Raw genomic sequence first — 18634 nt, 5'->3', positions numbered from 1 at the left:
TCTGTCCTGGGCGTCACCAGTTCCGTGGGGCTCCTGGAGCGGATCGTCGATGCCTGAACGGCCTGTCGCGCGCTCCGCGGGATCAGGTCAACGCATCCAGAAGCCTTCCTTCTTCAGGACGTTGCGCAGCTTCTTCTCCGAGCGCGGCAGGGGCTGGCCGTCGAAGAGCGCGCGGGCCTTGCGGCCGCGGCCCTGGTAGACGAAGCGCTTGAGGGGCTCGTGATTCTTCAGAACCTTCTTGAGGCGGTTCGGCGCGACCAGCTCCTCGAAGAGCGCGATCTGCGCCTCCGTGCCCTGGGTGTAGAGGAGCGGCAGGACGCGCCAGTGAAAGGTCGCCTCTCCGTCGAGCGGATCCAGCTCGGGTCCGGGCCGTCCGCCGCCGAAGGAATGGATCACGAGCGGCAGCGTGACCTGGTCGAGCCAGGGGTCGAGGGGCTGGAGCACCAGCGCCTCGGGGCGGTCGTCGCGGATCTCGCGGGCCCAGTCGCGGAAACGGGTGCCGAAGGCCCGGGGGCAGGCGCCAAAGAACCAGCCCGCGTTGAAATAGAGGTAGCGCTGCCAGTATTCGTCGGGCTGGCCGAGGTCGAGCGTGCTCTCGAACTCGAGCCCGAAGCGGTCGTAGAGCGCTTTCCACGTCGCCGTGTAGCCGGGCCAGTAGAGCTCCTCCATCGGCCATGTTCCCTCGCGCCGCATGGAGGCCGAGGGCCGGTCGAAGTCGAAGGGGATCGACGCCAGGTCCGCCGTCACCAGCGTGTCGCTGTCGAAGAAGACGAAGGGCTCGCCCTCGGGCATGGCGAGAAGGCCCTCGATCTTGTTGCCATGGGGGTAGGAGGCGCCGAAGGTCGTGGTCTCGAAGGGCAGGATCTCGGCGCCGAGGTCGGTGAGCGCCGCGCGCAGGTCGCCCGGCATCCGCGGATCGGAGGGCCAGAGCGGTCCGGGCTGGGGTTCGGCCACGAAGAGCCGGCCCGCGAAGCCCGGGGAGCGCGCGCGCAGCGACGCCGCGAAGATCAGCGCCTCGTAGCCGACGCGCCCCTTCTGGCCCACGACCATGATGTTGAAGGCTTTGGTCGTTGTGCCGTCCTCTGCCATGATCCCTCTGCCCGGGGAGCCGCCCCGGCGTCACATTACGGATCGTCGCGTAGGGCGAAAGCCTCGGGGCGCAATTAGGAGGGGATGATGCTTGAATTCTATACTCCGCTGATCGTGGCCATGGCCCTCGGGATCGAGCCGGGCGGGGGCGAAGACCGGCCCACCCTCCCGTCGCCAGCGGAGGCGCTGCCGACCTTTGCGCCGGAGCCGCAGGTGCCCACGGGCAGGTTCACCACCGCCGTGGAGGTGAAGCCGATCCTCGCCGCCACGCGCGGCAGCTGGGTCGCGGTGCGCGAATGGGAGGGGCAGGACTGGGTCTATTTCACCCATCTGCTGAGCTGGCGCTGCGGGCTCCACGAGATCCGCTTCGGCCTCAACGGCGCGCCGCCCGAGGAGATCCTCGAGATGGAGCCGTGCCACGAGGAGACCATGCAGCCCAACGCGCTGATCTCGGACCTGCCGATCTGGCGCACCTATCCGCCCGGCAGCGTGCAGTCGATCACGATGGAGGTGACCTTCGACGACAACACCACCGAACGGCACGAGGTGACGCGGGCGGAGATCCTGCTGCCCTGACGGATCAGCGGGGCATCAGCTCCACCACGGAGGTGTTCTCGTCGCCCGCGGGAGTCAGGCGCTGGGTGGCGATGCGCAGGCCTCCTTCGGGGCGGGGCACGAACTGGACGGTGAGCGTCTCGCCGGGTGCGGTGCCGCGCAGCGTGAGCGCGTTGGCGTCGGGGGTGCCGCGCAGCTCGGTGATGGCGGTCTCGCCGGGCCGCTCCAGCGTGCGCCCGGTGGCGAGGAAGCTGCCGTCGGCCTGGGGCGTGAGCAGCACGTCGAAGGGCACCGCGCCCTCGGGCACGGCGCAGCGGCCCTCCACCTGCGTCGCGGCGCCCGAGGGCGCGATGGTCACGCGGCAGGTCACCTGGTCGATCTCGCCGCCGCGCAGCACCTGGCCCGAACCGGCCCAGGAGCCGGTCTTCGTCGTGATGTCGAACTGCGCGAGAGCGGGTGTCGCGGCACAGAGGCTCAGGGCAAAGGCGAGGGTGCGGACCATGGGCGGGTCTCCTTTGGGCTGGCCCAGACGAGCAGGGCAGGAAAGAGGAAGAGGTTGGCGAGGCAGGCGAGCGCCACGGCCGAGGCGGTGAGCTTGGCGAAGATCACGATGGAAGGCAGGAGCGACAGGGCCGAGACGGAAAAGCCCAGCACGAGGATGAGCGAGGTCATCACCACCGGGGGCGCGACCACGGTCAGCGCCGCCGAGATCGCCTCGCGCGGGGGTCTGGTGCGGCGCTCGACGCGCAGGCGGTTGAGCATGTGGATCGTGTCATCCACCGCGATGCCGAAGGCCACGGTCAACGCGATCGCCCCGGTCATGGTCAGCGAGGTTCCGGTGACGACGAGCCAGCCCTCGACACCAAGGATGGGGATGAGGTTGGGCAGGAGAGACGCCAGCGCGAGCCGGACGGAGCCCGTCAGCACCGCAGCAAGGAGCGCGACGATTCCCACGGCGATGTAGAAGGCGAAGCGCAGGTCGATCACCAGGTGGCGGATCTCTGCAAAGGACATCAGGGAGTAGCCCGTCACCTGCGTCACCCCGCCGAGGCCCGCGGCGTCGAGCCTCTGGACCAAGGCGCGGGCGGCGGCCTCGGTGCCATTGCCGCCGGTGTCGAGGGGCGCCGCCACGGGCAGGGCGAAGGCCGATCCGTCCGCGGCGATGAAGCGGGAGGTGAGGGGGTTCTCCGGGTCCACCCGCTCGGGGATCTGCGGCGGCGCGCCGTAGAGCACGCGGCCAACGGCGTCGAGCCGCTCCCGGTCGGCGGGCTGGAGTCCCGGTGCGGGATCGGCGGCGGTCACCACCACATGGAGCCGGTCCGACCCGGGCAGCCGCGCCTCCACCCGCTCGAGCGCCTGGGCGAAATCCGAGCCGCGGGGGATGTGGTGGGACATGTCGTAGCCGGGCCGCGTCTGCGTCGAGAGCGCGACGAGGCCTGCAAAGAGTGCAAGGCCCGCGATGGTCACCGGCCCGGGCCGAGCGAGAAGCCACCGTGCGGCCCGTCCGATGCCCGGCAGGGCGAGCCGCGCGGGGCTGGGCGGCGCGCGCATCAGGAGCCGGCTCAGGGGCGGCATCACCGTGACAACCGCAACGAGGACGAGGGCAAGGCCCACCGTCCCCACCAGCGCCACGTTCGCCAGCGTGGGAGACCCGACGAAGAGCAGCGACAGGAAGGCGAGCGCCGTGGTCGAGGAGGTCAGCACCAGCGCGGGCCAGATTTCCTTCAGCGCGTGGGCGATGGCCTCGGGCAGGGGCCGGTCGCGCCCGGCGGTGCCGACGGCATGGTGCAGGTGCACTGCGTCGGCGAAGCCCAGCACGAGGATCAGCGTGGGCACGGTGGCGACGAGGGGATCGACCTCGATCCCCGCCGCCGCCTGCAGGCCCAGCGTCCAGATCAGGGCGACGACCGGGGGCGCGGCGCAGATCAGCGCCGACCGGCCCGAGCGGAACAGCAGCAGTGCCAGCGCGGCGCAGAGCGCCATGGAGAGCGGCGTCAGGCGCATCTGGTCCTGCCGGAGCGCCTCCTGCACGCCGAGCTGGAGTTGGGAGAGGCCGACCCGGTCCACCCGAAGGTCGGGGGCGGCGGTGGCGAGCGCCTCGGCAAGCGCTTCCGCGCGGTCGTCCGCTTCGGTGGCGGGATCGCCAATGACGGTGACGAGGGTGAGCGAGCGGTCCCCGGCCAGCATGTCGGCGGCGAGGGGCACCTCTGCAAGAAGCGCGTCTAGCTGGCTCGCGGGGGGCAGGGCGGCGATGTCGTCCCGGCGCAGGAATGGGCGGTCGGGGTCCTCGGGATCGGGCAGGGACCAGACCGACACCAGCCCCGCGACGCCGGGGGTCAGCTGCAGCTCGATCAGGAGATCCTCGAACGCCGCGAAGCTCTCGGCCTGGCCGAGATCCGCCGCCTCGACAGACAGGATCGCATCGCTGCCGATATGCCCGAAGGTGGCCTGGAAGGCCTCGAAGGTGGTGTAGGCCTCGGATGTCCCTTGCAGCGCGCGCGACAGGTCGCCCTGCATCCGGAGCCCGAGGGCCGACCAGGCGGCCAGCGCCGTCAGGGCGAGGAGCGCCAGAAGCTGAAGGATATCCCGGGACATGCGCGTCATCCGCGGCAGATAGCCCGGGGCAGGGGCTGCGTCCATTGCGGGACGGAGTCCTTGCCGCTCCTTCGAAGCGGTCAGGCCCGGAGCGGCAGGACCGGCGGTGTCAGCCCGGGTGGCTGCTGGCGATGTATGCCGGGAGCCTGTGGCTGGAACGGCAGGCGGCGACCGGAGCTGCCGGGCCGGGGTTGTGGTGACCTGGGGCCGGGCGCGCCGACGCGCTCGGGGCCTTGCCGGACATCTTCGCGCGTCCAACGGGAGGTCATGTCGGGGGAGTGGTGGGCGACCCTGGAATCGAACCAGGCATGGGTCTCCCCGGCGGAGTTACAGTCCGCTGCCGCACCTTGCAGCTCGTCGCCCTAGTGGCGCGCGGGATATCCGGGGGTCCCGGAGGCGTCAAGGCGATTTTGGCCGCCGGGCAGGCGGCGCGGTTGCGCCCGCCCGTCCGGCGGCGCAAGAGGGGGGACGGAGGGCGCCATGGCGAAGAAACCGGTCTGGGTGGTGGAGAAGGAACGCGCCAAGCGGGCCGCGGCGCGGGAGACGCTGTGGCTCTTCGGGCTGCATGCGGTGCGCGATGCGCTGACGAACCCGCGGCGCGAGGCGCTGCGGCTCGTGGTGACGAAGAATGCGCTCGACAAGCTGGGGGACGTGCTTGGCGGCAGGGGCCTCGAGCCCGAGATCAGCGATCCGAGGAAATTCGCGGCGCCGCTCGATCCGGGGTCGGTGCACCAGGGCGTGGCGCTCGAGGTGCGGCCGCTCGACTGGGGACCGCTCGAGGAGGTCTGTGCGGCGGGGCCCGAGGCGCGGGTGGTGCTGCTCGACCGGGTGAGCGATCCGCACAACGTGGGCGCGGTGCTGCGGTCCGCCGAGGTCTTCGGCGCGGCGGCGGTGATCGGCGTGCAGCGCCATGCGGCGCCGGAGACCGGTGCGCTGGCCAAGGCCGCCTCGGGCGCGCTGGAGCGGCAGCCCTACCTGCGGGTGTCGAACCTCTCCGCCGCGATGGAGAGCTTGCGGGACATGGGCTACCTGCTGGTGGGTCTCGCGGGCGAGGCGGAGGCGGAGATCGGCGCGGTCATGGCGGGGGCGCGGGGCCGTCCGGTGGCGCTGGTCCTCGGCGCCGAGGGGCCGGGGCTGCGGGAGAAGACGCGGGAGACCTGCGACGACCTGGTGCGGATCGGCGCGGCGGGGGGCTTCGGCTCGCTCAACGTCTCAAATGCCGCGGCCATCGCCCTATATGCCTCCCGGAGCGGATAGGAGGGGCGGATGCCGGGACGCAAGATCGCGACCTGCTGCTATTGCGGCACGAGGGCGGCTCTGGTGCTGAAGGGGGAGCGGCGGCACGAGCTGGCCTGCGCGAGCTGCGGCGCGCCGCTGCACGATCTCAAGCGCCTAAAGGCCGATACCGCCTCCGCCGCGGCCCCGGCGCGGCCCGGAGGCCTGCCGGTTCAGGACCGGCATCATGCGGGCGAGACCGCCCGGCGCGACGCGCGGCGGCGGCGCAAGGGCTCCGGGATCGGCAGGCTGAAGCGGCGCGCCTTCGAGGAGCTGTGGGACGCGATCGAGGATATCTTCGACTGACGTCCGGGCGGGCGCCTGCGTCGCCCCGGAGAGGGCGACGGCACCCGCCCGCCCGCCCGGCCGCGCCGGGTCGCCCTGCAACATGGCTCACCTTTGCGTCGGCAACCTTGCCGCAGGGGCAGGGAGGTCCGACCTTCGGGACAGCGCCCCCGGGTACAAGGAGACAGCTCATGATCCCCCGACGCAGAGTCCTCGCCCTCGCCGCCGCCCTTCCCGCGAGCCTAGCCGCCGGTCCGGCGCTGGCCCGCGAGCCCGACATCTTCACCGCGGGCGGGCGCGCCATCCACGGGGTCGATCCGGTCGCGTATTTCGACCTCGGGGGACCGGTCGAGGGCGGGACGGAGAGCCTCGTGTGGCGCGGCGCCGAATGGGCCTTCGCGGGCGCCGGGAACCGCGCGACCTTCGAGGCCGATCCGGAACGCTGGGCCCCGGCCTTCGGCGGCTATTGCGCCTGGGCCGCCTCGCGCGGCTATCTCGCCCCCACCGTGCCCGATGCGTGGACGGTGCACGAAGGGCGGCTCTATCTCAATGCGAGCCTGCGCATCCGGGATCGCTGGCTGGGCGAGATCGACGCGAACATCGCGCGGGGCGAGGCGAACTGGCCGGGCATCCTCGGCTGATCACGAAGTGCTGAGCCGGGCTTGGAGCGCGCCCCGCCGATCGCCATCTGTCTGAACAGACGCGCGGCCGGGAACACCCGCGTGTCGTTTCACTGTCCCTCGTTCCGACCTTGCGCCCTTGGCTTATCGCCTCGGGCGCTTTTTTATGGGCGGCATGACAGATCCCGATGCGGCAGCCCTGAGGCGCATCCTGCGCGAGACGCGGACCATCGCGCTGGTCGGTGCCTCGGCCAATCCGGCGCGACCCTCCCATGACGTCGGCGTCTATCTCGTGCGCGCGGGCTACCGCGTGATCGGGGTGAATCCGGGGCTCGAGGGCCGGGTGCTCTTCGGCCGGCCGGTGGTCGCCCGGCTGGCGGACGTGCCGGGCGACGTGGAGATGGTCGATGTCTTCCGGCGCTCCGAGGCGGTGGCGCAGATCGCCCGCGAGGCACTGGCCCGCTGGCCCCGGTTGCCTGTCCTGTGGCTGCAGCTCGGCATCGTCAGCGCCGAGGCGCGGGCCCTGGCGGAGGCGGCCGGGACGGTGGTCGTCGAAGACCGCTGCACCAAGATCGAGCATGCGCGCCTCGTGGCGCGGGGCGCCTAGACCAGGCGTTTCGCGCCGGACCGGAAGCCGGTTGCGGCGGGTCCCCGGCACCGCAGAAGGTCTTACGCCACGGTAATTTCTGGTTGACAGCCACGCCGGACGCCGGGGAAGGTACCGTAATTCAGATTCCGATTTTTACGACCAGTGTAGTCCATGTGCCGTTTGAGACCTGTCTTTGGCAGCCCCGTCCGGAGTGGGACGGCGGATACTGAGGCGGCACGCTGTTTCCGGGCGAGAACGTCCAGACGGCTCGGCCAGGGCTTCGGCCTCTGCGAAGTGCACCGGTATATTCACGGACGGGGGTGCGCTGCATGATGGACGACAGAACCCTGATCGAGGGCACGGAAGAGGGCGACACCCTGTCGGGCACGGCGGGCGACGACCTGATCCGCGGTTTCGGCGGCAACGACACGATCACGCCGGGACCCGGCGCGGACAGCATCGAGGCGGGCGCCGGCGACGACAGGATCGTGCTCGAGGACGGGTTCGGGGCGGACGCCATCGACGGCGGCCCGGGGACCGATACGCTCGATCTGGGGGCCGTCTCGTCCGGGGTCCATCTGCGGATGTCGCTTGCTGTCGCCAATGCCGGCGAGGTCGAGGCGGGCGGCTCCGCCGCGAGCTTCACCGGGATCGAGCAGGTCGTCCTGAGCGCGGGGAACGACCTGATCTCGGTCTCCTCGGCGCCGACCGAGCTGGCGCTGATCGGATTCCAGGTGCCGATCGTCAATCCGGACGGGACGATCACGGTCCGCGACAGGTTCGACGTCACGTTCCTCGCCGGGGAGGACAGCGCGCGGCTGGAGCTTCTGGGCGCCGAGATCGGCGACACCGCCGGCGACGGCACCGGCGACGTTCTCATCACCTTCGCGGGCGGAAGCCGTGTCACCCTCGTCGGCGTCAAGCTGCCGGACCTTGGCGATCCTGCCCTGATCGGCCTGCCGCAGCCGAACCTCGTGGTCGAGGGCACGCCCGCGGGCGACCTGATCGACATCTTCTATACCGGCGATCCCCAGGGCGACATGATCGACGCCGGGACGCCCGAGGGCGATCTCGTGCTCGGGTTCGACGGGGACGACACGGTTCTGGCCGGGATCGGCAACGACATCGTGTCCGGCGGGGCAGGCGACGACTGGCTTCAGGGCGAGAGCGGGTCCGACGTCCTGCTCGGGGACGACGGGTCGGACCTGCTGGAGGGCGGGGACGGCGACGACGAGCTTTACGGCGGACCCGGCGAGGACACGCTCTTCGGCGGCGATGGCGACGATCTGCTCTTCGGCGGTGACGGCAACGACATCCTCGACGGCGGGGAGGGCGACGACCTCCTCGACGGCGGCGACGGAGACGACACGCTGGCCGGGCGGGCCGGTGCGGACGTGCTGATCGGCGGCGCGGGCGACGACGTGCTCGACGGAGGGGACGGCAACGACCTGCTCCAGGGCGGCGAGGGGGACGACACGCTCTCCGGAGGGGCGGACGAGGACTCTCTCGAGGGGGGCGACGGGGCCGACGTGCTCTACGGCGGGGCCGGCAACGACACGCTGGACGGCGGCGCGGGCGAGGACCTGCTGGAGGGAGGCGACGGCGACGACACGCTGTCTGGCGGGGAAGACGACGACAGCCTTTACGGCGAGGACGGCGACGACCTGCTCCGGGGCGACGGGGGCGACGACAGCCTCTATGGCGGTGCGGACAACGACACGCTGGAGGGAGGCGAGGGCGCGGACCTGCTCGAAGGGGGCGAGGACGACGACGTCCTGCGCGGCGGAGACGACGACGACAGCCTCTACGGCGGGGCGGGCAACGACACGCTCGAGGGCGACGCCGGCAACGATGTGCTGGAGGGCGGCGAGGGCGACGATGTCCTGCACGGCGGAGACGGCGACGACACCCTGTCGGGCGAAGATGGCGACGACACGCTGGAGGGCGGCGCGGGAGACGACAGCCTGAGCGGGGGCGAGGGCAACGACAGTCTCGATGGCGGTGAGGGCGACGACACGCTGGAAGGCGGCGCGGGCGACGATACTCTCGAAGGCGGCGACGGGGCGGACAGCCTGTCGGGGGACGCGGGCGACGACAGCCTGTCCGGGGGCGACGGCAACGACACGCTCGAAGGCGGCGAGGGTGCGGATACCCTCGCGGGCGGCGCGGGGAACGACCGGCTCTACGGCGGCGACGGCAACGACAGTCTTGCGGGAGACGAGGGCGACGACCTTCTGCTGGGCGGTCTCGGAGACGACATCCTCGAGGGCGGCGCCGACAACGACTCGCTGATGGGCGAGGAGGGCAACGACAGCCTCTTCGGCGGAGCGGGCGACGACCAGCTGGAAGGCGGCGAGGGCGACGACCTGCTGGAGGGCGGCGACGGCAACGACACGCTCCTTGGGGAGGCGGGGGACGACCGGCTCGAGGGCGGCGAGGGCGACGATCTGCTCGTGGGCGACGTCGGGCAGGACCTGCTCTTCGGGGGCGGCGGCAACGACCTGCTCGAGGGCGGCGAGGGGGACGACGATCTCGACGGCGGCGAGGGCGACGACACGCTTTACGGCGGCGACGGCATCGACCTGCTGAGCGGAGGCGGCGGCAACGACACGCTGTTCGGCGGCGCAGAGGCGGACACGCTCGAGGGCGGCGACGGCGACGACGACCTCTATGGCGAGGGCGGTGACGACAGCATGGACGGCGGCGCGGGCCGCGACACGCTGTTCGGCGGCTCGGGCAACGACGTCATGGCCGGAGGCTCCGGCAACGACGAACTCGAGGGCGGCGAGGGCGACGATACGCTGCGCGGCGACGCGGGCGACGACCTCCTTTCAGGCGGGTTCGGGGACGACACGCTGGAAGGCGGCGACGGCAGCGACCGGCTCTATGGCGGCGCGGAGGACGATCTCCTTTACGGCGGCGCGGGCAACGACACGATCTGGGGCGGCAGCGATGACGGCGACGACACGGCCTATGGCGGCACCGGCGACGACCGCATCATAGGCGGCGCCGGGGACGACCTGTTCTTCGGCGACGAAGGCGACGACCGTCTCGAAGGCGGGGACGGCGACGACCGGCTCTTCGGGGGGGACGGCGACGACCTCCTCGAAGGCTGGAACGGCGACGACACCCTGTTTGGCGGCGAGGGCCGGGATCGTCTCTTCGGAGATGACGGCGAGGACGTGCTCGAAGGCGGCACCGGCGACGACGAGCTTTACGGCGGTGCGGACAACGACGTGCTGCTGGGCGGCGAGGACGACGACTTCCTGTCCGGCGACCACGGCGAGGACACGCTACGCGGCCAGGAGGGGGACGACACGCTCCTCGGCGGCACGGGCAACGACATGCTCTACGGCGGCGCGGGCAACGACGTGCTCTTCGGCGACGAGGACGACGATCTCCTCTATGGAGAGGAGGGCGACGACTACATGGAGGGCGGCGCCGGCATCGACCAGATGTTCGGCGAGGCCGGCAACGACACCATCTTCGGTGACGAGGGGGCCGACTCCCTTTACGGCGGCGACGGTGACGACCGGCTCTCGGGCGGCGCCGACGACGATTCGCTCTACGGCGGCGACGGCGACGACACGCTGGAGGGCGGCGCGGGCGCCGACCTCGTCTATGGCGGCGACGGCCGCGACATGACGAGCTACCGCCATTCCGACGCGGCGGTCTTCGTCTTCCTCGAACAGCAGATCTCCTCGGGCGGCCATGCCGAGGGCGACGAACTCGACAGCATCGAGGATGCCGAAGGTTCTGCCTTCGACGACCTGCTGATGGGCAGCGCCGGGGCGAACCTCCTGTCGGGCATCGACGGCAACGACACGCTCATGGGCCTCGCGGGCGACGACACGCTCCTCGGAGGCGCGGGGGACGACATTCTTATCGTCGGCGGCGGTTTGGAGCTGCTGGACGGCGGCGCGGGGACCGACACGATCCTCCTCGGCGCGCTCGACGACCGCGTGCCGCTGATCATCACCTTCGCGCCGGAACTGCCGGCGGGGCTGTTCGAGGACCTCGAGGGGTTCGACCCGGACAGCGTCCAGCTGAGGCTCCGGGGCGCGCTGGCCCCCGGGCCTGCCGGGGAGGGAGAGGAAGAGCCGCCGCCCGGCGCGGCTTTCGACGTCTATGTCACCGGGGCGGAGCTCCTGACATTCTCGGAGGCCTTCGGGGGCGACATCCGGTTCGAGGCGGCGGAGGGGCCGCTCGATATCGACCCGATCCGGATCGACCTCGGAGTCTGGACGGAGTCCGCGACCTTTGCCGGGGGCGAGGACAACGCGTTCGACGACGACGGCGTGTTCTTCTTCAACGGTCAGGTGGACACCGCCGATCCGGAACAGACGGCCGCCTACATCGAGGCGCTGAATGCGCTGTTGCTGGCGCCGCTGCTGATCCGGGAGCGGCTGTTCGCCGAGGACCGGGGCGATCCGGAGCAGACGCCAAGTCTGACCGGGGTCGACGGCGTCACGCTCAGCAATGGCGATGACCGCTTCGTCCTGACCGAAGGCGGCAGCGTCAACGGCGGGGCCGAGATCCGGACCGGCGCCGGGCGGGATGTCATCTATATCTCCGCGGTGCCCGATGGCGGGCTGACCGTCGATGCCGGGGCCGACAACGACATTGTCATCGTGACAGGCGGCACCGGCGTCACCACCTACGGCGGCACCGGGCGCGACCTGATCATCAACTTCAGCTTCGGCGGGGTGCTGATTGGCGACACGGTGGACGGCACCCAGACCGGGCCGGACGGACGTCCGGTGCCCGTGGCGGATGATTCCAGCAATGCGGACCAGTTCTGGTACGCGCCGAACACCACCATCATGGACCCGCAGCAAAACGATATCCTGACCTTCTACGGCCTGCCGCTGGTGGGTGGCGATGCCGGGGCCAGTTCGCTGCTGTGGCAAATGGGAGTGAACGGGTTCGCGGCCGATTTCGTCGGGCCCGCCATCAGTTTCGCGGCTTTCACCAACACTCTGTTGACCGGCACCCAAGTCTTCTTTGACCCGTTCCTGCCCAACATCGTCTATCAGGCGAGCCCGGGCAACAAGCTGGCGGTCATGAACCTGACGGACATCCTGTTCAGGATCGCGTACGGCATCGCGGCGCCCGAGAGCATCGACCTCGGCAACGAAGACTCCGCAACGCTCTTCGGCACTCAGCTCATCGAGAATTACGAATTCGATGTCGGCTTCTTCAGCTTGATTCCGTTTACGCCGCCCGACTTTGCCATGGCCGAGACCGGGGGGTTGAAAAGTCTCGCGGACAGTATTGCGGGCAACACCGGCGGTCTGGGGATGATCTTCCAGTTCCCGAGCCCCTTTTCGCTCATCATGGGCGCGATCAACGTTGCTAATCCGATGCTCAAGGTGACGCCCGGTGGCGTTGGGCAACTCCTGCAGATCTACTCCAAGCTCGAAATCCTGAACGGCGCGGCCTGGCTCGCGGGGTCCGCGGTGCGCCTCGCCAAGGGGCTGAGCTGGGCGGATGAGACCGATCCGCTGATCATCGACCTCGATGGCGACGGGATCGAGACGGTCCCGCGCGACATCAGCCAGGTCTGGTTCGACCTGGACAACGACCTCTTCGGCGAGCGCAGCGGCTGGGTGGCGCCCGACGACGGCTTCCTCGTGCGGGATCTCAACGACAACGGCCGCATCGACAACATCTCCGAGATGTTCGGCAGCGGCACCGGCAGCGGCTACGGCGATCTCGCGCAGTTCGACCTTGCGGAGAACGGCGGCGACGGCGACGGGCGGATCACCGCCGCCGACGCGATCTGGTCCGAGCTGCGGGTCTGGCGCGACCTCGACCAGGATGGGGTGACCGACCCCGGTGAGCTCTTCACGCTGGAGGCGCTTGGCATCGTCGCCTTCGATCTCGATGCAAGCGCAGTGGGCACGACCACGCCGCAGGGGATCGAGCTTCTGGCCGCCGGCTTTGTCGAGATGGCCGACGGCTCGACCCGGAACATGTTCGACTCGATTCTGCCGTCCTCGAACACCGACACGCGTTATGTGGGCGAGGCGGGCGTGGCGCCTTGGCAGCAGGACCTGGCGCTGGACAGCCGCGGCTACGGCTCGATGACCTCGCTGGCCGTCGCCATGGCCAACGATCCCCTGCTGGCCGAGATTGCTGCCGAGGCCGCAGCGACTATGACCGTGCCACGGCTCGAGTTCCTGCTCGAACAGGTCAGCCCGGTTCTGTCCTACTGGGGCCAGACCATGCCCACCACGCGCGAGCTGACGCCGGTGCTGTTGCGCACCGACGGCGAGGGCCGCGTGACACTGGCAGATCGCGGCATCTATGTTGAGGACGGCTCGGGCGGCTGGTGGACGCTGGCGAGCGGCGATCCGGTGCTGGACGGCTCGGGGGCGGTGATCGACCGGCCCACGCTGGCGGACGTGCTGGCCCAGGCCGCCGCCGCGGGCGACACCTGGCAGCTCGAACAGACCTGGTCACCCGCCACGCGGGGCGCGGCCGTGCAGTTCCGCGAGGAAGCGCCCTATCTCATGCGGCTGATCGACGGCCGCGCGGTGATCGACGACTACGGGATCGAGCAACCGGACGGATCGTGGCAACTCGCGAGCGGGCGGCCGATCCTCGACGCGGACGGCCTGACCATCGCGGCGCCCACGGTGGCCGATATCCTCGCCCTGCCGAAGGAGGCGGGGCAGGAATGGCGCACCGAGGAGATCGGCTACAACCCCATTGCCCTCGTCGAGGTGGAGGAGATCGGTGTCCGCTTCACCGACGGCATCCCGATCGACTACACGGTCGAGGTCACCGACGCGGACGGCACCTTCTTCGTCTGGGCACGCAACCTGGACCGGGCGTTGGAGCTGCAGTTCAAGACCGGGGATTCCCGCGAATTCGCCCTGCGCAATTTCGAGGTGGATTTCGACACGCTGGACGAGGTGGGCGCCACGCTCGACAGCGCGACACGGGTGCAGATCCTGACGCCTGGCGAGTTCCAGTTCGCCACGGCGCTGAGTGGCATCGACTTCCGCCCCGAGATGCTGAGCGCGACGCTCGATCCCTTGACGGGGCTCATCGACTACAAGGTCGTGGAGGGCGGCAGCTACAGCCTCTCCGAGACGGAATACGACTCCGTCGTGAAGCCGATGATCGAGCTGATCGGCGCATCCTTGCAGCAGTATGTGCTGACCGGCTCCCGGCTCGCGGTGCGGCTCGCCCTGCAGGACGGCTTGGCGGATTTCGCACGCGACATTGTCTACGACATCGAGAGCGACAAGTACCGGCCGACCACGGACCGCGACCTCGTGCCGATGTTCGAGGCGATCTTCGAGGCGGCGCCCGCCAGCAACGCGGATGACGCGGTCTTCGACTACATCGTCGAGTGGGCTGCGCTGCTGCAGCAGATCTACCCCGATTTCAAGCCCGCCGACCCGAAGGTCTTCTTCGAGTCGCCGCGCGGGCTCGACATGGCCTCGGTCCAGCAGATGGCGCTGGCGGCCTACGAGAACGTGCCCATCGACCTCGACCTTCCGGCACTGATCAATTCGCTTGGTTTCGACGAGCGAGCCTATATCCAGCACGGCCCCGACGCGACCGAGCTGCGCGGCATCCCTGGCTTCAACTATTTCTACCTGACCGAGGGCGATACCGAAGTCATCGGCAGCTATGATGCCGATGCCCAGGCCTTCGATGGAAGGGCGATCGAGAGCGACATCTACTTCGTCGGCCGCAACAGCGGCCATGACGTGATCTACGACCGCGATCTGGGCGACACCGACCAGCTGCGGTTCCTGCATCTGCGCTCGGACGAGGTGACGGCCACGCGGATCGGGCAGGACATGATCCTGACCTGGGACGACGGCGCGAGTTCGCTGAGGCTCGAGGACCAGTTCCTGGGCGAGCTGAACATGATCCTCCTCGACGGCACGCAGCTGCAGACGGGCGTGGACGAGATCATCTTCGCCGACGGCGTGGTCTGGAACCGCTTCCGCATGTCCTTCGCAGTTGTGGATTTCGTCCGCGCCGAACTCGACGAGGCGGACGCCTATTTCGGCTCGGGCGACGCCGACATCATGTTCGGCGGCAAGGGCAACGACTATCTCAGCGGCGGCCTCGGGGGCGATACCTACATCTTCCGGCGCGGCGATGGCCAGGACATCATCGACGATCTGGGGGGCTTCTCCTTCGGGCCGGTCGAGGCGGGCATCGACTTCCTGCTGTTCCAGGGCGACATCACCGAGGACACGATCCGCCTGACCCGGGACGGCGACAGCCCGAACCTGCTGATCACCATTCTCGACCAGGAGGGTCTTCCCACCGGCGACAGCGTGGAGATCGTGGGCCAGTTCGCGGGGGTGCGGCTGAACCTGCAGGCCTTCGGGGAGGCGCTTGGCGCCTCGGCGGGGCTGGACTACGTCTCGCCCCAGCTGATCGAGCGGATCATCTTCGAGCAGGGCGGGTCGCTCGACTTCACGGACATCGTGCAGCGGGTGCTGGCGAACGCCAAGACCGACGGCGACGACGCGATCTACGGCGTGCTGAACGACAATACGCTCGATGGCGGGAAGGGGAACGACTTCCTGAGCGGCGGCTCGGGTTTCGATACCTACATCTTCGGGCGCGGCTACGGCCAGGACGTGGTCCTGGACCAGGATTTCGCCTCGTCGCTCTTCGGGCCGAAGGACGATCTGCTGCGGTTCAAGGACGACCTGCTGTGGACCGACTTCGACTTCCTGCGCGACGGCAGCAGCGACACGCTGAGGCTGCGCATCTCGGGCACCGACGACGAGGTGGTGCTGACAGACTACCTCTTCGAGATCCTCATTGCCGGTTACATCAACCTGATCGAGGAGATCGAGTGGGGCGACGGTTCCACCTGGTCCTACCTGAAGCTGCTTCAGCATTACGTCGACAATGCCCGGACCGACGGCGACGACACGATCTGGGGCTTCGAGACCATCGACGACCGGATCGACGGCGGCGCGGGCAACGACCGGCTCGAAGGGTTCTCGGGCAACGACACCTATGTCTTTGCGCCCGGCTACGGCGTCGACACGGTGTTCGACACCGCCGGCTTCGACAAGATCGAGTTCCTGGGTCTCAATGCCGAGGACATCGAGTTCAGCCGCACCGCGCTGGACCTGATCCTGACGATCCGGGGCACCGGCGACAGCATCATCCTCGAGAACCAGTATGTCCGGGACAACCGCCAGCAGTTCGCCATCGAGGTGTTCCAGTTCGCGGACCGGTCGCTGATCTACACGGACTTCAACCCCGAGGACATCGACCTCGTTGGCACCAATGCCTCCGAGACGATCATCGGCTCGAACTTCTCCGAAGTGCTCGACGGGCGCGGCGGGGACGACACGCTGATCGGAGGAGACGGCGGGGACATCTATCTCTTCGACGTGGGCTACGGGCACGACCTGATCATCGATCAGCGGGTCCGCGCGGCCTGGTTCGACCGGCCCGGCACCGTCGTGCCGGTGGACGACATCGTGCGCTTCGGCGGCGGCATCGCCCGCAGCGACGTGATCTTTGCCCAGGACGGCAACGACCTCGTCATCACCATCGCGGGGCGGCCGGACGACAGCCTGCGTATCCGCGACCAGTTCCTCGACCTCGACAACGGGGTGGAGCGGTTCGAGTTCTTCGACGGCTCGTTCCTGCTGATCTCGGACGTGGAGGAGCTGCTCGACATCGTGGGTGGCAACCGGGGCGACAACGTCATCCAGGGCAATCCGACCGCGCCCAACGTCCTCGACGGCCGCGAGGGCGACGACACGCTGATCGGCGGATCGGCGGGCGACGTCTACGCCTTCGGCGCGGGGTACGACTTCGACACGATCATCGAGCGGCCCGACGCGCCCGGCGTGATCGACGTGGTGCAGTTCGGCGCCACGGTCACGCGCGACGCGCTGCGCATCAGCCGCGACGGGGACGATCTGGTCATCGACCTCGGCAACGGTTCGGACGTGCTGACCATCGCGGGCGGGCTCGGTACCACGCGGGTGGAAGAGTTCCGCTTCGGCGACGGCTCGGTGCTGACGATCGAGGAAATCATCGACCGGATGCTGACGGGCACCGACGCTGACGAGCGCCTCGTGGGCCTCGACAGCCGCGACGACACCCTGTCGGGCGGCGCGGGGGCCGACCTTCTCGAGGGCGGGGCGGGCAACGACACCTATCTCTTCGGCTACGGCGACGACAGCGCCGCGATCCGGGACACTGCCGGCGTCGACCGGCTGGTCTTCGGCGCCGAGATCACCCGCGACCGGGTCAGCTTCGAACGGATCGGCGACGACCTCCTGATCCGCCTGCAGCCCACGGACGAGCGGGTGGCGATCCTCGGCGGCTACAGCCAGACGCCGGTCGAGACCTTCGTCTTTGCTGACGGCGAGACGCTGACCATCGAGGAGGTGCGGGAGCAGCTGCTCGAAGCCGCGCCGAACGGGTCGCAGGACATCCTGCGCTCGGCCGATGTGGCGCCGGGCGTCCGACTGGAGCCGGGACCGGGCAACGACCTCGTGATCCTCGACGATGGCGGTGTCGTGCGGCTCGGGCGGGGCGACGGCATCAACCGTATCGAGATGGCGCCGGGCGCCACCTCGGCCCGGATCGAGCTCGACAACATCGGCCCGCTGCAGGTCGCCGTCCGCAATGCGGACGGCAAGAGCGGCGACCTCCTGCTGGTCACGCTGGACGGCTTCCTCGACGTGGTCATCGCCGGGGCGCTGGGCCAGGGGGCCGTGCCCAGTATCGCCTTCGCCGACGGGACGACCTGGACGGGGGGAGACCTGGTCCAGGCCGCGATCCGGGGACAGTCCACCGATCGCGACGACGTGCTGCGCGGCAGCGACCGCGCCGACACGCTCGAAGGCGGACGCGGGGACGATGTCATGCGCGGAGGGCGGGGCGACGACCTCTACCTCTTCAGGCGCGGTGACGGGCAGGACGTGATCGAGGACACGGCCGGGCGGGACCGGCTGCAACTCACGGGTTACATCCCGGCGGACGTCCGGGTGGAGCGGCTGGCCGCGGGACGCGACGACCTGCTGCTGACCTTCGAGCTGAGCGACGATTCCATCGTGATCCGCGACGCCGCGATCGAGGAGGTGGTCTTCGGCGACGGCACGGTCTGGACCCGCGACATGCTGCTCGATCTCGTCAACGCCGTGGGCACGCCGGGTGCGGACGTGCTGCGCGGCACCCCCGGGGCGGAGGTGTTCCGCCCGGGCCGGGGCGACGACGTGATCATCGACGGCCTCGGCGCCGACGTGATCGAGTTCAACCGTGGCGACGGGCAGGAGCGCATCCGGGCGGAAGGGTCGGTCGACGGGCTCGCGGTGATCCGCTTCGGCCCCGGCATCGCGCCGGGCGACGTGACGGCGAAGCGCGACGCAGAGGGCAACATCATCCTGATGATCGCGGGCGGCGACGACCGGCTGACGCTGGTCGATCCGCCGGGCGATCCCGACGCCCTCGTGGGGCGGCTGGAGTTCCGCGACGGGACGGTGCGCACCCTTGCAGAGATCGCGCTCTCGATCCCGCCCACCGACGGCGACGACGCGATCATCGTGCCGTCCGGTGCCCCGGCCGTGGGTGCGGAACCTGCTGTCGCGCTCTTCGGTCTCGACGGCAACGA

General features: G+C 69.8%; 9 protein-coding genes and 1 tRNA gene (1 of these 10 cut by a window edge). 6 read left to right on the top strand and 4 right to left on the bottom strand.

Annotation, left to right across the window (positions count from 1 at the left end; genetic code table 11):
* Positions 1-87: 87 nt before the first annotated feature.
* Positions 88-1089: a hypothetical protein gene (locus EAT49_RS13310; RefSeq protein ID WP_123642778.1), complete on the bottom strand. Its 1002-nt coding sequence runs from the start codon at positions 1087-1089 to the stop codon at positions 88-90.
* A gap of 87 nt (positions 1090-1176) precedes the next feature.
* Between EAT49_RS13310 and EAT49_RS13305 the strand changes: the two genes are divergently transcribed.
* Positions 1177-1665 carry a hypothetical protein gene (locus EAT49_RS13305; RefSeq protein ID WP_123642777.1) on the top strand — a complete coding sequence of 163 codons (489 nt, stop codon included), beginning with the start codon at positions 1177-1179 and terminating at the stop codon, positions 1663-1665.
* Positions 1666-1669: 4 nt separating this feature from the next.
* Here the strand turns inward: EAT49_RS13305 and EAT49_RS13300 are convergent, their stop codons facing one another.
* The 3 genes from EAT49_RS13300 to EAT49_RS21230 form a co-directional block, all read right to left on the bottom strand.
* A complete protein-coding gene (locus EAT49_RS13300; protein ID WP_123642776.1) occupies positions 1670-2146 on the bottom strand; it encodes a hypothetical protein in 477 nt (158 codons plus the stop codon).
* Positions 2119-4239 (bottom strand): efflux RND transporter permease subunit, encoded by a 2121-nt coding sequence (locus EAT49_RS13295; RefSeq protein ID WP_185020750.1) that lies wholly within the window; start codon positions 4237-4239, stop codon positions 2119-2121. The genes EAT49_RS13300 and EAT49_RS13295 overlap by 28 nt, the downstream gene beginning before the upstream one ends.
* A 279-nt stretch (positions 4240-4518) precedes the next feature.
* Positions 4519-4602: transfer RNA gene (locus EAT49_RS21230), tRNA-Tyr, on the bottom strand.
* Positions 4603-4719: 117 nt separating this feature from the next.
* Here EAT49_RS21230 and EAT49_RS13290 point away from each other — a divergent pair.
* The 5 genes from EAT49_RS13290 to EAT49_RS21725 form a co-directional block, all read left to right on the top strand.
* A complete protein-coding gene (locus EAT49_RS13290) occupies positions 4720-5496 on the top strand; it encodes a TrmH family RNA methyltransferase (RefSeq protein ID WP_123642774.1) in 777 nt (258 codons plus the stop codon).
* Between the two features lie 9 nt (positions 5497-5505).
* Complete coding sequence (locus tag EAT49_RS13285; protein ID WP_123642773.1) at positions 5506-5820, top strand: hypothetical protein; 315 nt, start codon at positions 5506-5508, stop codon at positions 5818-5820.
* A gap of 170 nt (positions 5821-5990) precedes the next feature.
* Entirely contained in the window at positions 5991-6440 is a 450-nt protein-coding gene (locus EAT49_RS13280) for a YHS domain-containing (seleno)protein (RefSeq protein WP_123642772.1), read from the top strand.
* Positions 6441-6594: 154 nt separating this feature from the next.
* A complete protein-coding gene (locus tag EAT49_RS13275) occupies positions 6595-7026 on the top strand; it encodes a CoA-binding protein (RefSeq protein ID WP_221181462.1) in 432 nt (143 codons plus the stop codon).
* Between the two features lie 311 nt (positions 7027-7337).
* Positions 7338-18634, top strand: partial view of a tandem-95 repeat protein gene (locus EAT49_RS21725; RefSeq protein ID WP_281274732.1) — the 5' portion only. The gene runs 19567 nt beyond the window's last position; only the first 11297 of its 30864 coding nucleotides appear in the window; it begins with the start codon at positions 7338-7340; its stop codon lies off the right edge, out of view.

Origin of the sequence: Histidinibacterium lentulum, from assembly GCF_003789055.1 — a bacterium.
GTDB lineage: Bacteria > Pseudomonadota > Alphaproteobacteria > Rhodobacterales > Rhodobacteraceae > Oceanicola > Oceanicola lentulus.
The sequence above is the reverse complement of the archived record's forward strand: the minus strand, read 5'-3'. Positions and strand labels throughout refer to the sequence as shown.